This window comes from Salinimonas lutimaris (assembly GCF_005222225.1).
Taxonomy (GTDB): domain Bacteria; phylum Pseudomonadota; class Gammaproteobacteria; order Enterobacterales; family Alteromonadaceae; genus Alteromonas; species Alteromonas lutimaris.
On the sequence record NZ_CP036536.1, the window covers coordinates 1,702,516 to 1,723,368 of the forward strand.

The window sequence follows — 20,853 nt, forward strand, 5'->3', positions numbered from 1 at the left end:
AAAGCCCCGGCTCATCGTTGATGATCGGGGCTTTTTACTGTTCGAGCTTTCTACGCTTCAGCAGGTATCATCGCAAACTTTTAAGCTTTGGCTTCCTGTTCGTCATCTGACTCAATGGCCAGCGAGAAACGGGCGGTTTGCTTAAAGATGACCTTGTTCACAATCAGGGCAAACAGTACACAGGAAATCAGCGTCACAAACATCAGGTGGATGTAATGCAGGCCGAAAGGCGAGTACAACGGTGAAAGCTTAAAGGTCATCGATGCATACAGCGACACACCAAACAATACCGAGCCAATAGCCGCATTGGCATGCACATTTCTAAATAGCAGACCGACCACAAAGACCGACAAAATAGGCATGCTCAGTAATCCGTACAACTCCTGTATCAGGTTGATAATACTGTCAGCCTGGGCATAAACCGGAATCAGCGCCAGTGATACCAGGCACAGCAGTACAGTGACATAGGCACTTAACCGCGGCACGTTAGGCGCATCGTTAACATAGGCCTCATGAATATCGCACACGTACAGGGCAGTGGCTGAGTTAAGGTTACTGTTAAAAGTGGTCAGCACGGCGGCGGCCATGGCGGCGGCAAATACGCCGGATAACCAGTCGGGCAGTACCTCTGCCACAATACGGCCATATGCGCTGTCACCCACATCGCCAAACAGCTTGTAAGATACAATTCCCGGGATCACGATAATAGACGGGACAATCAGTAACCGAATACCGGCGGCCGCAAATACCCCTTTCTGAGCTTCTTTGAGTGATGGTGCAGCCATAGCACGCTGGGTGATAACCTGATTAGTTCCCCAGTAAAACATCTGGATAAAGATCATACCGGTCAGCAGGGTGTGCCAGGGAATCGGTGACTCGTCATCGCCAATCAGGGTTAACCGCTCGGCCGGAATACCATCAAAGTTATAATCGATAGCCTGTAGCGCCAGAATGACAACCAGAACCGCCATGGTCAGCAGCAATACGCCCGAATAGGTGTCGGACACCGCCACGGCGCGCAGACCGCCAAAGATGGCATACAGAGCACCAACCACAATGAAGATCACCGAAATGTACATAAGAGGCAGCTCAACATTGAACATCGACTGCATAAACAGGGCGCCGGAATAGATCACTGCCGGGCAGAAAATCAGCGCGCTGCCTAAAAAGAACAGGCTGGAGATGACCGCCCGAATGTGTTTATTGTGATAGCGCTGCTCAAGCAACTGGGTGGTGGTGGTACATTTATACCGGTAATACACCGGCAAAAATACCTTGGCCAGCACAAATAAGCCCACGACTGCGGAAAATTCCCATAACGCCAGTAGTGCCATCTGGTTACCATTCATTCCTACCAGCTGGTCCGTACTCAGATTGGTCAGGGTGATGGAACCGGCCACAAAATACCAGGCCAGACCGCCACCGGCCAGAAAGTATTCCCGGTTCTGGTTAATGGCGTTACGGTTCTGGCCGCGACAACTCAGGTAGGTCAGAAAGCCTATCAGAGCCGTTACAAATATAAAAACAGACACCTGTATAGTGCTGGACGACATCAAAATGCTCCTTAGGCAGATTACAACTTGCTGGTTTCAAACTTGATATTGCTGACAGCGCGCTCAGCAAAGCGGCTGTTATGCAAACGGATCAGGCGATTGACCTGAAAAATAGAGCCCAGAATATTGAACATCACCGACAGCGTATTGTGCTTATTCAGGATGGCCAGCTGCTCTGGCGATAATGCCTGAATCCGCTGCTCGTTCAGTGCGTATAAACCGCCAACGCGCTGCTGTGTGCTGTCGGCAAATTCAATGATAAGGTCAACTGGCTGAAATAAGTTCAGTTCCGCCAGTTGATTCAGCAGCTCAGTGGTCTGCGACATTGCAGCAACCCGCTCGGCTAATAGCTTCTGCTTGGCATCCAGGTAAGCGCTGGGCCGCCCGGTTGATAAATAAAGTGCCTCTCCCTTGTCTTCACTGACTGCAACAGACTGGATATCCAGAAGGGTATGGCTGCCCTGTTCATTCATTTGAATCAGAAAGGGCAGGGTTTTCAGGCATAGCGGGGTATAGTGCGCCAGCCACTGGTTTTGCTGGCAAAACACATTTTCGCCCGGTGCCAGGCCGCACAAGGCTGAAATAGCCCAGCTATTGGTGTTAGACACTTTGCTGATAAACAGCGGAAATTCGCTGGCGGCCTGAATGGCTTCACGAAGCTCAATGTTGAGCATGTGACGACGGGCAAATTCGCCGACAAGCTGCGGCTCGTCTACCCGAATATGACCGTGTGCCTGGGCACTGAGTACTTCAAACTGTGACATACATTCTTCCCGTTAAGCATCTAACCACTGGGTCAGATAATCCCGGTGGTTAGGCAGGTTGGCGAGTTTTTGCTCACGAATGAGCTGGTTTTGTTTAATGACAGAGTCAGCCAGCGCCTGCTGCGTGTACAGATGCGATTGCAGGCTGAAATCAGGCGAGAAGCCCATGCCATACAACACATACTGATAACTGGCAGCCGGAAACAATTCGATAGCGGCTGAGAAGTCTGTGATTTGGGGCCCGCGATATTGCCAGATCGCTAAATCTTCTTTGAGCGATTCCGGTATGGTGGCCGGGTCCCGGTTGGCCACCCAGTAGGGTTCGCTGCGCTGATTAAAAATATAGTGCAGCTTGAGAAAGTCGATAATCCGTTGCCAGCGATACTGCATTTGTTGATTAAACCGCTGACTGATAATAGGCAGGGATGTGCCTGGCGCTGGCATTTGCTCAGCAATATAGCGGGCTGAAATTTCGATGAGCATCAGTGCGGTGGCTTCCAGCGGTTCGACAAAGCCCGCTGCCAGGCCAACCCCGACACAGTTTCCTTTCCAGATGGTTTTGCGATAGCCGGAATTAAACCGAATGGTACGCGCGTTCAGTGTTCCCTGCTCATCGCCCACATAGCGGCGTAATGTCGCTTCTGCCTCATCGTCACTGGTAAACTGCGTGCTGTACACATGACCCACGCCACGGCGTGTGGTCAGCCCGATATCCCAGATCCAGCCAGCTTGCTGTGCGGTGGCCTGGGTATACGGCTTAATCTCATAGTCCCCTTCATAGGGCACATGTAGGGCCAGCGCGGAATTATTAAACAGCACATCATCGGTGGAGGTAAACGCAGATTGCAGGGTCTCGCCTAACAGTAGCGAGCGAAAACCTGAACAGTCGACAAATAAATCTGCGCTTAGCTGGCTGCCATCACCCAGCACAATATGATCAATATGCTCTGTACCGCTGGCGTTAACCTGTTCAACGGTGGCTACAGTATGTTTAACCCCTAACTCGGTTTTACAAAAATCACGCAGCATGTCGGCAAAAGCACCGGCATCCAGGTGATAGGCGTAATTTGACTGGGCACTGCTGTACTCAGCATCGCTTAATGCCCGTGGGGCCAGGTTTTGCTCGCAGATATGCTGCTGAAAATTGGTGGCATTGGCAAAATCGGCCACCTGGTCCAGATACGGCGCCATTTCAATACGGCCATAACCCAGAGGCACCGTAAACGGATGATAATAGGCGTCACCCCCGGCTTTTACCCAGTTAACAAACTTGCCGCCCTGTTTAAAGGCGGCTGAGCAGCGTCGGAATACCTCTTTTTCAGACAGACCAATATCTTTTAGCGTATTGCGCATGGTAGGCCAGGTGCCTTCACCTACGCCCACGGTGGGTATATCGCTGGACTCAATCAGGGTAATGTCGAGCGCACACTGACCGGGCGCAATTTTATGTTTGGCAGCCACGACCGCGGCGGTTAACCAGCCTGCGGTGCCACCGCCAACAATGACGATTCGTTGTCTGGACTGAGCTGTGTGCATAAAAAAGTTCGCTAAAACAATGTTAATGGATTCATTTATCCATAAATTCAGACAGGTAGCTATTAAACCTATGGATAAATGGCAGGACAAAGCCCTGCCATCATATTGCGTATAAGTGGTTAGAATGTACCGCGCAGACCAATCGCGTAACGCGAGCCGTTATCTTCTACAGAGTAGATTTGATCCGGGAAGCGGCCTACCTGAGTCAGTTCTTCTTCGGTCACGTTAATGCCTTCAAAGAATACGGTCAGGTGTTCGCTGATGTCGTAGCTGGCGCTGACATCCCACTGGCCATAAGACTGCGTGGTGGTCGGCTCACCGTTAAAGCCATTATCCAGGGCAAACAGGAATGACTCACGGTTGTTAAAGGCCACCCGAGCCTGGAACGCATCACGCTCATAGAACACGATAAGGTTTTGTGAGTCACCCAGGCCTTCCAGGGCAAATGACTGTGTCGTATCTCCGGTCAGACCAGCATCACTGTTGACTACCGTGGCGTTTGCAGTGACACCAAAGCCATTGTCAAACACGTGCGTCAGGGCAATTTCGTAGCCGTTAACGGTAGCAGTTTCACCGTTTTGCGGACGGCTAACGGTGTACGCCTCACTTTCACCATTTAACTCTTCAGTGGTGGCTACCACATCCAGATCCGGGTTAGTTGGATCCAGCGTGACATCCGGCGCACAGTCGGCCGCAGTACAGCGGTAGCCGTCAGCAGCAGAACGTGCGGTCAGTGAGTAAGTTTCAGTGCCCGACAGGGTAACAATGAAGTCTTCTACTTCTTTGTTAAATACGGCAAACGAGAACACAGAATCATCGCTGTAATACCATTCAAATGACAGGTCCCAGTTTTCTGCCTTAAACGGTTTCAGGGCAGGGTTACCCCCTGATGCTGCCAGGTTCTGACGACGCGGCTCACCAAATGTCGTGGCTGGAGACATATCTGTCATGGTTGGACGGGTCAGTGAATCATAACGCGAGAAGCGCAGAATCATATCGTCGTTCAGTTCCAGCTTAATGTTCACGCTGGGCAGCAGGTTGGTGTAGGACGATGTACCGGTAATATTTTGTTCAGGACCAAACTGGTTAGCAAACAAGGTCAGGTCAGTGGTGGGTACAATATCTTCCACAAAAGCCTGGATAGCAGACACGGCTACATCTGTTTCTTCGTAACGCGCACCCACGTTCATGGTCAGTGGCATATCGCCAATGTCATAACCAAATTCAAACTGAGCGTACAAAGCGGTGACTTCTTCCTCGATATTGTACAGGTTTGGCTGCAGTGTTGGATTGACCGGGAAGCCTTCTGAAGCCAGGAAGTCCAGGTAGGCATCACCGTCGTAGGTGTACCAGGTATCAATCAGGCCGTCAAAGTAGTTGTTAGCAGTGAACGGACGAATGTTCAGTGCATCTGCCGGGGCCTGTGTACCGTAACCACAGAAAGCACACTGTGAGGCAAAAATCTGATAGCTGTATTTTTCACGCTCAGAGTGCAGGATACCGAAGTCTGCTTTACGGAAAACCTCGTTGTCTGACAGGTAGGTAAAATCAGCTTTGTATTCGTTAATTTCATCTTCAGAAGCACGTACGTTACCCAGATCGTTGTAGTGCAAGCGGTTCAGAGAAATATCCGGCAGTGCGCCGTTGCCCAGACCATCGTGCAGTACCGTTGGGATGCTGCCAGTACCATCAAACTCATAGTTATTGATAATACCCACAACGTTGAATACACCGCGTCCGCCAATGTCGTTTTCGGCTGTTGAATGAGACACGTCGAACTTTGCGCGCAGTGCTTCATTGATTTGCCAGTCAACATTAATGCCATATCCTTCGTTGGTCACATCACGGATATTACGGGTACTGTTTACAAAGTCCGAAGCCGGGTTTCCGCTGCCCTGGTGCAGGTCAATTTCCTGCGTAAACTGAGTAGCTGTACCGGTTTCCGGGTTAATCGTGGCAGAACCAACACGGTCTGGCTCAAACCATGAGGCCAGATCAGTAACCTGCGAGTCTACTTCAAACTTTGATACAAAACCGTCAAGGGTAATCGTAACTTCGTCGGTCGGCGCATACTGGGCAACCAAAGATGCATTGGTACGGGTACGATCCTGCTGGTCAACCGTCTGGTCCCAGTTGCGAGGCAGATACACGTTATCAGCAATGACCCCATCGTTACGGTTAGACAGGGTCAGACCCGGACGCCAGCCGGCAGTCTGGATACGGTTAATCTGTACCTGGCGTTCCTGATGTGACACGGCCAGTAGCAAACCCAGCTTGTCGTCAGCAAAGGTGTTGCTGGCCAAGAATGAGGCTTGTGGTGAGGTTTCTTCTGACAAGCTTTCATACACGCCTTTAACAGAACCTACCAGTTGCAGGCCGTCATAGTCGAACGGACGGGCAGTAGAGATATTGATGGTTGAGCCAATACCACCAGACTGCATGCTGGCTACACCACTTTTATAAATGTTAGCGCCGGTGATTTGATCCGCAGCCAGTACGTCAAAGTTAAACGCACGGCCATCGTCATCCGAAGCAATCTGACGCCCGTTTACCAGTACGGTATTGAACTGAGGACCAAAACCACGAACCGTCACCTGCTGTCCTTCACCACCACTACGGTCGATCGATACACCAGTAATACGCTGCAGGGATTCTGCTACGTTCAGGTCAGGGAATTTACCCAGGTCTTCTGCGGCGATGCCGTCAGAAACCGCCAGGCCTTCTTTTTTGTTAGCCATCGCGCGTTTTAGTGAGCTAACGATACCGCGAACTTCGATCACTTCGACCGGTGCGTCAGCATCTGTTGTCGCCGTGGCGTCTTCCTGCGCGAAGGCTACCGGTGCATGTAGGGCAGAGGCAATTGCCAGGCCCAGCAGGGAGCGTTTGGCAAGTGGAACAAATTGAGTAGCGTTGTTTTTATGTGTCACTGTGTCTTCTCCGTGTGTGGAACTTAACCTGTAACGGACTGGCTTCTTAGTGGTATTGGGCGCCAGTACGTTGTTGTCAGTGTTAACTAAACCTTCACAATAATCCGCTGATTACTGGTCATTACCTGATAGACCCTATAACCAGAAGTGGAAACCAATTCAGTAAAAGGTGAAACGTTTTCCTGAATTAACTGCATCCTAACACAAAAAATTTAATATGTGACAAGTTTGTAAAATTATTTTTGCATAAAAAAGGCGCGGTACATGCCGCGCCTGTTTAATCATAATAACCTGTTAACTACAGCGTATGCGCTCTACAGCTTTTTTCCAGCCATCATAGGCTACATCACGTTGTTCTTTAGTTAACCTGGGTGTAAACACACTGTCACATTGCCAGCATTGGGTAAGCGTATCCACAGAGGCAAAAATCCCGGCCTGCAGCCCGGCTAAAAAGGCTGCGCCAACTGCTGTAGTTTCGGTCACGGTAGGGCGGCTCACATCTGCGCCCAGCACATCAGATAAAAAGCCCATCACCCAGTCATTTTTAGCCATACCACCGTCAACCCGCAGGCTGACTGGTCGCGCACCATCACTTTCCATGGCCTTTTGTAAATCTTTAGTCTGATAACAGACAGATTGCAACCCAGCAGCAACAATTTCGCTAATGCCGGTGTCCCGGGTCAGCCCAAGAATGGCCCCGCGTGCATCCGGATCCCAGTACGGCGCGCCCAAACCCGTAAAAGCAGGCACCAGATAAACGCCGTTGTTTTCACGGGCACGTTTAGCCAGCGCTTCACTTTCTGAGGCATCATCAATCAGTTTGAGGCCGTCACGTAACCACTGAACCGTGGCACCGGCCATGAAAATACTGCCTTCCAGTGCATAGGTCACTTTTCCGTTTAACCGGTATCCCACGGTAGTAAGCAGGCGGTTTTTCGACATCAGCGGTTTGTCGCCGGTATTCAGAATCATGAAGCAACCAGTACCATAGGTACTTTTGGCCATCCCTTCTTCAAAACAGGCCTGACCGACCAGCGCAGCCTGCTGATCACCGGCGACGCCTTGAATGGGAATACGTTTACCCAGCAGGTCATCATTGATGTCGCCAAACTCAGCAGAGCAGTCCAATACTTCAGGCAGCATGGCAGCAGGGATATTAAATGTTTTGAGTAACCGTTCGTCCCATTGCTGCTCGTGGATGTTAAACAGCATAGTACGAGACGCATTGGTGGCATCGGTTTTATGCGATTTACCGCCGGTCATCTTCCAGATCAGGAAGGTGTCAACCGTACCAAACAGCAATTCGCCTTTTTCTGCGCGTTCGCGGGCACCCTCCACGTTGTCCAGAATCCAGTTAACCTTGGTGGCCGAAAAGTAAGGGTCGAGCAGCAGGCCGGTGGCTTCACTGATATAGTCAACCAGTGAGCTGTCTTCGTTCAGTTCGCGACAGTAGGCCGAGGTACGGCGGTCTTGCCAGACAATAGCCGGGTAGACCGGCTCGCCGGTTTGTTTGTCCCAGACTAGTGTGGTTTCGCGCTGGTTTGTAATACCGATGGTGGCAATATCTTCCGCGCTCAGACCCGCTTCTTTCACCACGTCCTGCATTGTAGACACCACAGTATTCCAGATTTCTTCTGGCTTGTGTTCAACCCAGCCGTCCTGCGGATAATGTTGTGAAAACTCTTGTTGTGCCATAGCCAGTACACTGCCATCCGGCGCAAAAATGATACTGCGTGAACTCGTCGTGCCTTGATCAATGGCAAGAATATGTTGACTCAAGATGATTCTCCTTAACGCAATTTTTCTTAGAGTTTGCATTATTCACACTGATTTAACAATGCTTATTTTCGTAAACGAACATCAACTGGTCCTATATGAACATGCTTTTAGCTGATTTATTTACAAAAAGTGCATCAACTGGTGCGGTGCTTATTTACCGCTTATACTGGGCCCGAAGAATTAACGGAGTAGTTATGAACCAGGCACAGCGTCACGAAATGATTCTCAGCTTACTGAAACAAAATGGCTTTATGTCGATTGATGATTTGGTAGCCCGTTGCAATGTGACCCCTCAAACCATTCGCCGGGATCTTAATGTTCTGGCAGAAGCGGGTGATATCAGTCGTTATCATGGCGGCGCGAGCTTAAACCGTAGTTGGGAAAATACGCCGTATAAAGAACGCAAAACATTAAATCGGGAAGTGAAAGAAAAAATTGCCGGGCAGGTTGCAGCGATGATTCCCGATGGCGCCTCGTTATTCATTAATATAGGTACTACTACAGAACTGATAGCGTCGAAGCTGCTAAACCACAAAAACTTGCATGTGGTAACAAACAACATTCACGTGGCGACGTTGCTGTCGGCCAAGGAAGATTTCTCAGTCATTATTGCTGCCGGTGAGGTACGGTACCGGGACGGCGGCATTATTGGTGAAGCCACCTGCGATTTTATCAGTCAGTTCAGAATGGATTACGGCATCATCGGTATCAGCGGAATAAGTGCAGACGGTGCACTGCTTGATTTTGATTTTCGCGAAGTAAAGGTGTCACAGGCGATCATTCAAAATACCCAGACAACAATACTGGCAGCTGACTACAGCAAGTTTGAACGACGGGCGATGGTCGAACAGGGTAATCTTGCTCAGGTAGATTACTTTGTTTGTGATAAAGCACCTCCAGCTGGTATACAGCGTATTATTAAAGAAAATAACATTAACTTCACACTGGCAGAGTAGATTCGTTTTAACTCTCTGCGCTTTCGTAATTTTTCGATAATGTTCGTTTTGAGTTGACTTCTGTTTACAAAGGCGGTCAAATAGGCACCAGTTTAAATCGGGTGGAGCAGACCATGACTGATCAGAATCAGGTTGCTAAAGAAGTTGATGTGCTAGTTGTCGGCGGTGGTGTAAACGGCGTGGGTATTGCGCTGGACGCTACAGGCCGTGGCCTTGATGTGATGATGTGTGAAAAAGGAGATCTTGCAGGGGCAACATCTTCATCAAGCAGTAAGTTGATTCATGGTGGTCTGCGCTATCTGGAGCAGTACGAATTTCGTTTAGTGAAAGAAGCGCTGGCCGAGCGTGAGGTATTATTAGGGAAAGCACCACACATAATGTGGCCCTTACGTTTTCGTTTACCTCATCAAAAGCATTTGCGTCCGGCCTGGATGATTCGTATTGGTTTGTTTTTATATGACTCACTGGCAAAACGTAATTTGCTACCTGGCTCAAAAAAGATTAAAACCACCTCAGATGGTCCGCTGATTGATTCCATCACAACTTGTTTCGAATACTCAGATGGCTGGGTAGATGATGCCCGCCTGGTGACCTTAAATGCACTGGCTGCTCAGGAAAAGGGCGCTGATATTCGGGTGCGTACCGAAGTGACAGGCGCAACGAAGCAGGGACAGAGCTGGCTGGTAACACTCAAGAATGAAAAAGGTGAAACGTTTACTGTAAAAACCCGCTCGATTGTTAATGCAACAGGGCCGTGGGCGATCTCGTTTCTTGACCGCATGGCGGATACCAAAAATCCGAATTCAATGCGAATGGTGAAAGGCAGCCATTTTGTAGTACCTAAACTGTATGACAGCGATGAAGCCTATATACTGCAAAATAAAGACGGTCGCATTGTATTTGTTATTCCATATGAAGGTGATTTCTCGCTGGTGGGCACCACGGATGAAAACTACACCGGCGATCCTTCACAGGCCAGCATTTCTGAAGAAGAAACAAGCTATCTCATAGAGATCGTGAATGAGTACTTCAAGAATAGAATTACCAAAGATGACATTGTTTATAGCTACAGTGGCGTGCGGCCATTGCTTGAAGAAGCCAATGCCAGTGCTCAGGAGCTGACCCGGGATTATAAAGTTGAAATGCTGGGTGATAAGCAATCGCCCGTACTGCTTAATATCTTTGGTGGTAAAATCACTACTTATCGTAAGCTGTCAGAAGCCGCGGTAAACGAGCTGATTGAAATTTTTCCAAAGGCCAGTGGGCCATGGACAAAAGAAGCAACATTACCAGGTGGTGATTTTGCTTCTCAGCCGGAACTGGTTAATACCTTGTGGGCTAAATACGGCTGGATGGAAAAAACCACGCTGGAGCGGTACGCCCGTCAATATGGCACGCTGTGCGAACGTTTTCTGCAGGGCAAAAGCAGTATTGATGAGCTGGGACAGGATTTTGGTGCCGGCGTGTATGCCGCTGAAGTCGATTATCTGATTGAAACGGAATGGGCGCGCAGCCTGAAAGATGTTATCTGGCGCCGGACCAAGCAGGGATTGCGTTTATCGCAGACTCAGCAGTCAGTGCTGGAGCAGTATATTGAAAAAAAGTGTCAGGGTGTTCAGAATACCGATGATGCTGGACCAGTGAATTATAAAACAGCCTGATCGGGGCAAACTTTCAGTGTGACTAATGAAGCGGGCTACCAGCCCGCTTTTTTGTTTTTTGCGCACCGCTGAATCGTTTTTGTCCCAAGTAACCATGAATTTGCATCAAACGCACAAACTGTAGGCGATTGTACGGTAATTTCCGGTAGCCTTGGCCGTTATTTATTTATAGACTCAGGCCATCGCTTATTCAAAAGCGCGCTAATAATAACAATAACTCGGCAGAATTCCGGTGTGAATCAGCCCGATGGGGTGGTGTTCTCAGTGTTAGATAGATACAGAAAATTTTAGGTTTTAAATTATGTCTCAGAAAAAGGTAGGTCTTGTTGGTTGGCGTGGCATGGTGGGCTCTGTGCTCATGCAGCGAATGGAGCAGGAAAATGATTTTGCCAACATTACGCCCACGTTCTTCACCACGTCTCAAACAGGCCAGCCAGCACCGGAATTTGGCGGTGAGTCTGCCGGTGTATTAGAAGATGCCAGTGATATAGAGGTACTGGGTGCTCAGGACATCATCATTACCTGTCAGGGCGGCGACTATACCAAAGCGGTGTATCCGAAGCTGCGTGAAGCCGGGTGGCAGGGCTACTGGATTGATGCCGCATCAGCACTTCGCATGGAAGACGATGCTGTGATTGTGCTGGACCCGGTCAACCGCACAGAAATCGATAAAGGCCTGGATAACGGCATTAAAACCTATGTAGGTGGCAACTGCACCGTTTCGCTGATGCTGCTGGCCTTGGGTGGGTTGTTTGAACAGGACCTGATTGAGTGGGTATCTCCGATGACCTATCAGGCTGCGTCTGGGTCTGGTGCGCGGCATATGCGCGAACTGATCAGCCAGATGGGCGCCATTCATAGTCAGGTAGAAGAAAAACTGGCAGATCCGGCTTCTGCGATTCTGGATATTGACCGTCAGGTAGCAGACTTTATTCGCAGTGAAGATTATCCTAAAGATGAATTTGGTGTACCCCTGGCCGGTAGTCTGATCCCTTACATTGATACCCAACTGCCGTCAGGTCAAAGCCGAGAAGAATATAAAGCTCAGGCAGAAGCCAACAAGATTATGGGTCTGGGTGAAACGCCGGTGCCGATTGATGGTATTTGTGTACGGGTTGGCGCTATGCGTTCACACAGCCAGGCACTGACGATCAAACTGAAAAAAGATCTGCCGCTTGAACAGATTGAAGAGATTCTGGCAGGGCATAACGAGTGGGTTAAAGTGGTCCCCAATGATCGCGACGCCTCCATGCAGGAGCTGACACCGGCTAAAGTAACCGGTACTTTGTCGATTCCGGTAGGGCGTATTCGTAAGCTGGCGATGGGGCCAGAATATATTTCTGCCTTTACTGTGGGCGACCAGCTGTTGTGGGGAGCTGCCGAGCCGTTGCGCCGGATGCTGGGTATTTTACTGGCCCGCTAAGCGGTTCTCAAAGTATGAAAGACAAAAAAGGAGCTTAATTACGCTCCTTTTTTTGGGGCTGCAGCGGGTGACTACAGCGTCGGATAGTCGGTGTAACCTTGCGCACCGCCACCAAACAGGGTGTCCGGGTTATGTTCGTTCCACGGTGCATCCTGCGCAATTCTGGCAGGAAGATCCGGGTTAGCCACAAACGGACGACCAAAGGCAATCAGGTCAGCCCAGCCTTCTTCCAATGCCTGCTGAGCACGGGCTTTGCTGTATTTGCCTGCGTAAATCATGACCCCATCAAACGCATCACGCAGACCCTGTTTGAAGTCTACCGGCATATCCGGCGCATCTTCCCAGTCAGCCTCGGCAATATGAATATAGGCTACACCCAGCTCGTTTAGCAAAGAGGCTGCGCCGGTGTAAGTGTCCACCGGGTTGTCGTCAACCGTGCCGTTTAAGGTAGTCAGCGGCGCCAGACGCACGCCCACACGGTTCGCACCAATCTCAGCCGATACGGCTTCGACCACTTCTTTTAAAAAGCGCAGACGGTTTTCAAGGCTGCCATTGTATTCATCCTCGCGCACATTGCTTTGCGAGTCCATAAACTGGTTAATCAGATACCCATTGGCCGCATGCAGTTCAATACCGTCAAAACCGGCCGCCTTGGCATTGGCCGCAGCCTGGCGGAAACTGTCAATGGCAATGGCGATATCTTCTTTGGTCATTGCACGCGGCGTCGACGACTGGGTAAAGCCGGGGTTACCGTCTTCATCTATAAATACTTTCACGCCGTCAGCCTGAATGGCCGAAGATGATACAGGTTGCTCACCGCCGGTATTGGACTCATGAGAAACCCGGCCTACATGCCATAGCTGGGCAAACATCACCCCGCCTTTGGCATGCACTGCTTCGGTTACCTGTTTCCAGCCGGCCACCTGCTGCGGTGAATAAATACCCGGTGTCCACGCGTACCCCTTGCCCAGTTGTGACACCTGAGTGCCTTCACTGATGATAAGACCGGCGCCAGCGCGCTGACCATAATACTCTGCCATCAGGGCATTGGGCACATCCCCCGGCTGAGTAGAGCGGGAGCGTGTCATTGGGGGCATCACAATGCGGTTTTTCAGTGTGTTACCAGCCAGTTCCAGAGTGTCGAATAAGGTTGTCATAACTGCTCCTCAATCTTGAAAGTGGGGGCAGTGTACAGAAGATGAGTCGCGTTGATTAGGGGCAATAATCACAAAGCACCTTTGTGAAAAATGCATAGATCCAACGACTGACATTGGTGCTAAAGACAGCGCTGTGGTTAAAGCCTGCGCATATTGCAGGCAGAATAACCGGTTAACCGCTAAAGTGTAAAATTAACCCGTTAAACTGGTACAATTTACGACTTTTGACGTAGTACCATTGGATCTGACGTTATTTAATAAAAAACGCATAACAAATCTTTTTATGTTGCCTGACCGCACACCACACGGTGAGGCAACATATCAGACAATACAAGCCGGTTTGTATTGTCATTATTAGCACTGACCAGGGTAACAAGACCATGATTGAATTTTCGTTAAATGGTAAAACTGTCCGCTCCGAGGCAGCGGAGGATACGCCACTGTTGTGGGTGATCCGTGATGAACAGGGCTTGAAGGGAACCAAGTTTGGGTGCGGTATTGCCATGTGTGGCGCATGCACCGTACATGTAGAGGGTACCGCGGTGCGCTCGTGTTCCTATCCCGTTTCACTTGCAGCCAATAAAGCCGTTACTACCATTGAAGGACTTAACGATGAGCATCCGCTGCAGGCGGCCTGGATTGAAGAGCAGGTGCCGCAGTGTGGTTATTGTCAGTCTGGTCAGATCATGCAGGCAGCCACGCTGCTTGAACAAAACGCTAACCCCAGTGACGAAGAAATTGTCGCCCATATGAGCGGCAACCTGTGCCGGTGTATGGCCTATGTCAGAATTAAAAAAGCCGTAAAACGGGCCGCCTCTGCCAGCGCGGTTCAGATGTTTGATCCTAAAGCCGACGGCGAGGAGGCATAATTATGGGACTGGGTAACAAGAAAAAAGACACGATCAACCTTTCCCGCCGTGGTTTTATGGTGGGCACCGTTAATGCCTCCCTGCTAATGGCATTTGCCCCTTCGGCGCTGGCCAGTGTGCAAACCGCGCAGGTGGCTTTGTCTGAAAAGGCCTTTTCACCCACCATCTGGTTTGAGATGAACAATAAAGGCGAAGTGCTGGTGAATATCGCCCGCGCCGAAATGGGTCAGCATGTTGGCACCGCCCTGGCCCGGATTGTGGCAGACGAGCTGGGCGCAGACTGGGATAAAGTTGAAATTCGCCATGTCGATACGGATCCTAAGTGGGGCTTTATGGTGACCGGCGGTTCCTGGTCGGTGTTCCAGTCTTATAAACCTCTATCTCAGGCCGGCGCGGCTGGCCGTACGGTGCTTATTGAGGCGGGCGCAAAACTGTTGGGCGTAAAACCGGACAATTGTGAAGCCGCCGACGGCATGGTGACCAGTGGTGATAAATCCATAAGCTTTGGCGAGATTGTTGAAAAAGGGAAGATTGATCGCACGTTCAGTGAAGAAGAACTGGGTAAAATGCCAGTTAAACCGGCTGACAAACTGCGTCTGGTAGGTAAAGACACCAAAGCACTGGATATACCGCCAAAAACCAATGGTCAGGCAATGTATGGTATTGATGTGGAACTGGAGGGTATGGTTTATGCCCGACCTGTGATGCCGCCTACTGCGTTTGGCTGTAAAGTAAAATCAGTGGACGACAGCGCTGCCAAAAAACTGCCGGGTTATCTGGAGCACGTGATATTAGATGATCCCAGCGAGACCTGTCAGGGATGGGTTGTGGTCACGGCTAAGGATTACCCAACGGCCATCAAGGCGGTGGATGCCATTAGAGTGGAATATGACCTGAGTAAAGGCGTCGAGATCTCTGAGGCCGATATTCAAAAGCGGGGGGCAGAGCTGGCCAATCAAGCTGATAGTGGCTCGTTGTTCGTGGATGAAGGCAATATGACCGATGCCCTTAGTGCCGCTTCACAGACATTAAGCTCTACCTACATCACCGATACCGCCAGTCACTTTCATCTTGAGCCGGTTAATGCACTGGCAGAGTTTAAAGATGGCAAATGGCATGTACATACCGGCAATCAGTGGCAGTCGCTCACCCTGCCGTACATTGCTAAGGCGGCGCAGGTTGATCAAAGTGAAGTGATTATGCACTCCTACTATCTGGGTGGTGGTTTTGGCCGCCGTCTTAACGGGGATTACAGTGTACCGGCAGTGCTGACCGCAAAGGCAGTCGGCAAGCCGGTTAAGCTTATTTTTACCCGGGCTGATGACAGCTATTTTGATCAGCCGCGTTCAGCGTCAACCTCGGTATTTAAAGCCGCTTTTGACGCCGATGGTAAATTTACCGGCATGGACCATGCGTTTGCTGCTGGCTGGCCGACCAAAGCTAACGCACCGGATTTTCTGGCCGATGCGATTGATAAAAACGGCAAGGTAGATCCGTTTGCCGCATCGGGGGCAGACCACTGGTATACCATGGCCAATCACCGGGCCCGGGCAATCAACAACGATGTGGCGCATGATGCCTTCAAGCCGGGCTGGTTACGCTCGGTGGGGCAGGGCTGGATTGTATTTGGCCTGGAATCCTTTATTGACGAGGTGGCGCACAAAGCCGGTCAGGATCCGCTGGAGTTTCGTCTGGCGATGCTGGATGGTAAGGGCAAGCAAAGTGGCAAAGCGCCTGAAAGTGTGGGCGGCGCACTGCGCCAAAAGCATGTGCTTGAGCGCCTGCAAAAGAAAATTGCTGATCGTCAATTAGGCGAAGACGAGGGCATTGGTATTTCCGTGACCGCAGGGCAGGAGCGCACCATGCCTTGCTGGATAGCGACAGCTGCCCACGTTAAGGTGGATCGTAAGACTGGCGAAATTAAATTGCTCAAGCTGGATGCTGTGGTTGATGGCGGTATCGTGGTTCACCCTGATGGCGGCCTGGCGCAGCTGGAAGGCGGTATGCTGTGGGGCACCAGTCTGGCATTGTACGAAGGCAATAAATTTGAGAACGGTAAGGTGCAGGCCAACAACCTGAACGGCTACACGCCACTGCGCATTAATCAGGTGCCGGATATGGATATTGAATTTGTCGAAAGCGATGAATTTCCGGTGGGCCTGGGTGAACCTGGTGTTATCGGTATTGCTCCGGCCATTGGTAACGCGGTATTTAATGCGGTGGGCGTGCGCCTCAAGCAATTACCAATGCGTTCTGAGCATGTGAAGGCACTGCTTAAAGCCTAAGCCTGGTACAGCGACAAATGACAATACCCGGCCACCGTTGGCTGGGTATTTTTTTGGCCTGTGTCTGGTTATGACTGACTGGGGCAGGGGGCACCTGCATTAATCCAAAGTGTCATCGCGTTGGCAAAGTCTTCGTGGGTGCCAGGTGCTGGTGTGCGCCCTGGACCCGGTGCCCAGGCCCATCGCACGAGAGGGTCGTCTTTGACATGATGTTCAAACTCTTTTTTGAAGGTTTTCATATCTTCCCGTCCTCCCCGTTGTGCCAAAAATGAATTGAGCTGCGGATTTAACCAATTATTGCAAAGCTGTACAGGTGTTATATCCCGCGCGATAATCATGGTGGGGGGGGGCATATGCCACACAAAACCAGGCATTAAGTCGTTTGCCGCACCAGGTGGACGACCCGGTTCATCCGCGTTTTTATTTTGGTGACAGCCACGACAATTAACAGGGTTTGTTTCGCCTACCTGAACAAACTCTCCATCTTGAACTGCCATCTTCAGGTTGTTAATGGAAGTGATATTCATCGGGTGGTGCATGCGGTTATCACCAACGGTTGGACGGTGGGCGCCATTTTCAACAACGCCGTGACAATTTACACACCGCGGGCTGGTGGCAACATCAAACAAGTACGCAAATGCGGTGTCGGCATCCGGCTGTGATTTATAAGCTGTATAGGCTGTCGTTATTGTTGCAACATCCTTTGGCAGCGGCTCGCTGCTTGCTGTGGTAATGTTGTTGTCATTAGAGCATCCTACTGCCAATAGGGCGGCAACACTCGTCAGACTTGCTAAGAGCACGAACTTAAATGATTTATTCATAGCAAACACTCCTTACGCTTTTAAAGCTTCGGTAACATGGGAAGCAAGCATTGGAAGGTGGCGAAGTCGCACGCCAGTGGCATTGAATACTGCATTGCCCACTGCGGGAGCTACACCTATAACGCCAGGTTCACCAAGTCCAACCGGAAATTCGTTGCTATCAACAAACTCAATATCCATTTCAGGTACATCGTTCATACGAAGTGGTAAATAGGTATGTAGGTTTTTCCTGGCAACATAGCCATCTTTTATTTCATTATGCTCAAACAGCGCAAGGCTGGCCCCCCACAGTAGCGAGCCTTCTATTTGTGCCAGCGCCCCATCGGGGTGAACAACAATACCCGCATCAGCCACCACCCATAGTTTTTTTAGGGTAATTTTGCCCGAGCGTTTATCCACGTGAACGTGTGCTGCTGTGGCTATCCACGCCGGCATGGTTCGCTCTTGTCCCGCCGTTACACTGAAGCCAATTCCTTCATTATCGCCAAATGTTACACTTGCTGTTTTCTTCTTGAGTATTTCAAGGGTATTGGCGAGTCGCGTAGCGCCGCCTACGCTTTCTGGCGCTTTCCCTGCTTGCTTACCCTTGCCATCCAACATAGCAAGACGGAAGTCCACTGGGTTCTGTTTAGTTATATGAGCAATTTCATCGATAAAGCTCTCTAACCCCCAAACAATCCATCCTTGTCCCACAGAGCGTAACCATCCGGGGGTAAAAGTGTCTTGCGCGACGGTATTATTGACAACACGAGCTCTGTGGTGCTCCATGGTGTACCAGTGATCGGCACCTGATGCTGAGAATGGGTCCACTTTGCCCTTGCCATCAACGCCGTCAGGCATAAAACCGGGCGCCATTGTCAATGTCGGCCAACCAGCGGCTAGCGCATGTTCCATACCGGTAAATTTTCCCGACGCGTCAAATGAGGCATTAAACAATGATGTAGAGGCCGATCGCGGCTGGTCAAACATAGTATCGTCAGGGCGCATAAACACCATTTTTACTGGTTGACCTGCGGCCTTAGCGGTCAATAACGCAGGTATTATCCAGTCACCATATAAACGACGTCCGAAGCCGCCACCCAGATAGTACTGATGGATAACCACATCGGCTTCTGGCACTTCAGCAGCTTGTGCCACGACAGGAAGAGTCAGTCCTTGCCACTGGTTACCCGTGTGAATGTGCCATTTCCCTTCTTTAAATTCAGCGATGGCATTTAGCGGCTCTAATTGAAAATGACTGGCTGTGGCGGTGGTATACATCGCCTCGATGCTATTAGCAGCCTTTTTCTGTGCTTGTGAAATATTGCCTTCATCAACAAAAAGCGTCCCTTCGCTGCGGTCGCGACAAATCCGTTCGCCCTCTTTTTGAATATCGGCTTCGCTAATATTTGCTGTTTTACCGGCGTGGTAGCTTACTTTAACTTTATCAACTGCTTTTATGGCTGTTGGGTAGTCGCTTGCAAGAACAACAACCCATCCTTCAATAGTACCTGAAGGATCGGTCAGGACTTTAAAGCCTTTATAGCCCGGCAGTGGTTTTGCCTGGCTATCATCAACATGAGTGACGGTGCTGCCATAGCGTGTTGGGGGCAAGATTGGGCGCGAATACAGCATGTTTTCTACTTCAGCATCAATACCGTATACGGCGCTGCCGTTTGTTTTAGGCGGAATATCCAAGGCTTTATAGTCATTGCCTATACCGATAAGATGACGTTTGTTGCCGGGCTTTATCGCTAGTGCACCTAATTCATCAGCGGAATAGGTTTTATCCACATTACCGTTTGCTACGATATCCCCATAGCTTATTTTTTTGTTATCAGAAACAACAAAGCCGTTTTGTGCTTTGACGGTAGAGGGGGCTGCGCCAAGTAGCGCTGCGCCAGCGTTAATAAGTACCTGACGACCAGCGGCTCCCGCCTGTGACATGGGTTTATATGTTTGGAAAATGGACCATGAACCACCTGTTATCATGTAACCCCATTTGGGGTCGGTATCTACATGTACGATAGATACTTTGTTCCAGTCACATTCGAGTTCGTCAGCCAGAATGCGCGCAAGGGCGGTGCCGACATGTTGTCCCATTTCTGCTTTGGCGATGTTAACCACTACATTACCTGCGGTATCCATTTCAAACCATACATTGGGCGAGAATACCTTGCTTGTTAAGGCCTCCCTGGCTGACAGTGCAGAAGGAATGGCCGATGCGCCAAACGCCATCAACAGCGTGGTGTTTACGGTTCCCACCATAAACGAGCGACGCGAGAGGTTGATATTGTCTTTTTTCGCCTGGCTTAATGATTTGATGCTCATGCGTCCTCTCCCTCAGTCGTGGTGCGAGGGTCGAAGATTTCAACCGTATTGACAGACGCGCGTTTAATCGCCTTTTTAATCCGCACATATGCCATGCAGCGGCAGTAGTTTGTGCTCATATGATTCACGATATCCTGGTCACTCGGACTGGGATTTCTATCAAGAAGCGTTGCTGCCTGCATAATTTGCCCAGACTGACAGTAGCCACATTGCGGCACTTGTTCTTCTACCCATGCCTTTTGAAGAGGATGTTTATTGTTGAAGCTTTCTATGGTGTTGACCGCTTTCCCTTTTACCAGAGAAACAGGGTAGGAGCATGAACGTACGGCATTGCCTTCCACATGAACAGTACAGGCACCACACATGGCTACGCCACAGCCAAATTTTGTGCCTTTTAAACCAAATTCGTCTCTTATCACCCATACCAGAGGTGTATCCTGTGCGGCATCGGTGCGCACCGTTTTCCCGTTTAAAGTAAATTCAATCATGGTTTTATTCACCGTGTGATTAAGTGGTTTATGATGCTCTCACCAAGGAAATGCCTGGAGTGAACGGTCTGTTTTGCTTTCGTTAATGTTGTTATTTTTAAATTCAGAATTAATCTTAATGCTGCTTTTTTCAGCTGGCTGAACGAAGCTGTAGAACACCATGGCATGGGGTCTGTCGAGTGGATGTTTAAAGAAAGCCGAAAGCAAGCCTGAAAGTCTTGTTCAAGAAACACTAAGCCACGATTGCTTTGATTTAGATGACGGGTCTTTTCGGTGCGCAGTTCAGGCCGATAAACGTTTAGATAATGTGTATTGCAGAACACT

General features: G+C 49.9%; 14 protein-coding genes. 5 read left to right on the forward strand and 9 right to left on the reverse strand.

The annotated features are described in order from the left end of the window. Positions 1-80 precede the first annotated feature (80 nt). The 5 genes from EZV72_RS07280 to glpK form a co-directional block, all read right to left on the reverse strand. Complete coding sequence (locus EZV72_RS07280; RefSeq protein ID WP_137166621.1) at positions 81-1,553, reverse strand: SLC5 family protein; 1,473 nt, start codon at positions 1,551-1,553, stop codon at positions 81-83. A gap of 20 nt (positions 1,554-1,573) precedes the next feature. Next, a complete protein-coding gene (locus tag EZV72_RS07285) occupies positions 1,574-2,317 on the reverse strand; it encodes a SapC family protein (RefSeq protein WP_137166622.1) in 744 nt (247 codons plus the stop codon). A gap of 12 nt (positions 2,318-2,329) precedes the next feature. Beyond that, positions 2,330-3,853, reverse strand: a complete 1,524-nt coding sequence (locus EZV72_RS07290; RefSeq protein WP_137166623.1) for a tryptophan halogenase family protein — start codon at positions 3,851-3,853, stop codon at positions 2,330-2,332. 119 nt (positions 3,854-3,972) lie between these two features. Continuing rightward, the gene (locus tag EZV72_RS07295) at positions 3,973-6,780 is read right to left on the reverse strand and encodes a TonB-dependent receptor (RefSeq protein ID WP_137166624.1); all 2,808 of its coding nucleotides are present in this window, start codon (positions 6,778-6,780) and stop codon (positions 3,973-3,975) included. A 294-nt stretch (positions 6,781-7,074) separates the two neighbouring features. Continuing rightward, positions 7,075-8,559 carry a glycerol kinase GlpK gene (glpK, locus tag EZV72_RS07300; RefSeq protein ID WP_137166625.1) on the reverse strand — a complete coding sequence of 495 codons (1,485 nt, stop codon included), beginning with the start codon at positions 8,557-8,559 and terminating at the stop codon, positions 7,075-7,077. A 194-nt stretch (positions 8,560-8,753) separates the two neighbouring features. Here glpK and EZV72_RS07305 point away from each other — a divergent pair, with 194 nt between their 5' ends. The 3 genes from EZV72_RS07305 (at position 8,754) to asd (ending at position 12,599) form a co-directional block, all read left to right on the forward strand. After that, positions 8,754-9,515, forward strand: coding sequence for a DeoR/GlpR family transcriptional regulator (locus EZV72_RS07305; protein ID WP_137166626.1), 762 nt, complete (start codon positions 8,754-8,756; stop codon positions 9,513-9,515). A 113-nt stretch (positions 9,516-9,628) separates the two neighbouring features. Beyond that, positions 9,629-11,176: a glycerol-3-phosphate dehydrogenase gene (gene glpD / locus EZV72_RS07310; RefSeq protein WP_137166627.1), complete on the forward strand. Its 1,548-nt coding sequence runs from the start codon at positions 9,629-9,631 to the stop codon at positions 11,174-11,176. Positions 11,177-11,477: 301 nt separating this feature from the next. Continuing rightward, complete coding sequence (asd, locus tag EZV72_RS07315; protein WP_137166628.1) at positions 11,478-12,599, forward strand: aspartate-semialdehyde dehydrogenase; 1,122 nt, start codon at positions 11,478-11,480, stop codon at positions 12,597-12,599. Between the two features lie 71 nt (positions 12,600-12,670). Here the strand turns inward: asd and EZV72_RS07320 are convergent, their stop codons facing one another. Beyond that, a complete protein-coding gene (locus tag EZV72_RS07320) occupies positions 12,671-13,756 on the reverse strand; it encodes an alkene reductase (RefSeq protein ID WP_137166629.1) in 1,086 nt (361 codons plus the stop codon). 380 nt (positions 13,757-14,136) lie between these two features. On the opposite strand from EZV72_RS07320, the gene EZV72_RS07325 reads away from it, so the two are divergent. Beyond that, positions 14,137-14,625 (forward strand): (2Fe-2S)-binding protein, encoded by a 489-nt coding sequence (locus EZV72_RS07325; RefSeq protein WP_137166630.1) that lies wholly within the window; start codon positions 14,137-14,139, stop codon positions 14,623-14,625. A gap of 2 nt (positions 14,626-14,627) precedes the next feature. Continuing rightward, positions 14,628-16,910 carry a xanthine dehydrogenase family protein molybdopterin-binding subunit gene (locus EZV72_RS07330; protein ID WP_137166631.1) on the forward strand — a complete coding sequence of 761 codons (2,283 nt, stop codon included), beginning with the start codon at positions 14,628-14,630 and terminating at the stop codon, positions 16,908-16,910. Positions 16,911-16,978: 68 nt separating this feature from the next. Here EZV72_RS07330 and EZV72_RS07335 read toward each other — a convergent pair whose 3' ends face one another. From EZV72_RS07335 to EZV72_RS07345, 3 genes are read right to left on the reverse strand one after another with little or no spacing between them, the layout of a single operon-like run. Then, positions 16,979-17,731: a hypothetical protein gene (locus EZV72_RS07335; protein WP_137166632.1), complete on the reverse strand. Its 753-nt coding sequence runs from the start codon at positions 17,729-17,731 to the stop codon at positions 16,979-16,981. Positions 17,732-17,743: 12 nt separating this feature from the next. Continuing rightward, on the reverse strand, positions 17,744-20,041 hold the full coding sequence (locus tag EZV72_RS07340; protein ID WP_137166633.1) for a xanthine dehydrogenase family protein molybdopterin-binding subunit: 2,298 nt from the start codon (positions 20,039-20,041) through the stop codon (positions 17,744-17,746). Next, positions 20,038-20,529 (reverse strand): (2Fe-2S)-binding protein, encoded by a 492-nt coding sequence (locus EZV72_RS07345; protein ID WP_137166634.1) that lies wholly within the window; start codon positions 20,527-20,529, stop codon positions 20,038-20,040. The genes EZV72_RS07340 and EZV72_RS07345 overlap by 4 nt, the downstream gene beginning before the upstream one ends. Between the last annotated feature and the right edge of the window lie 324 nt (positions 20,530-20,853).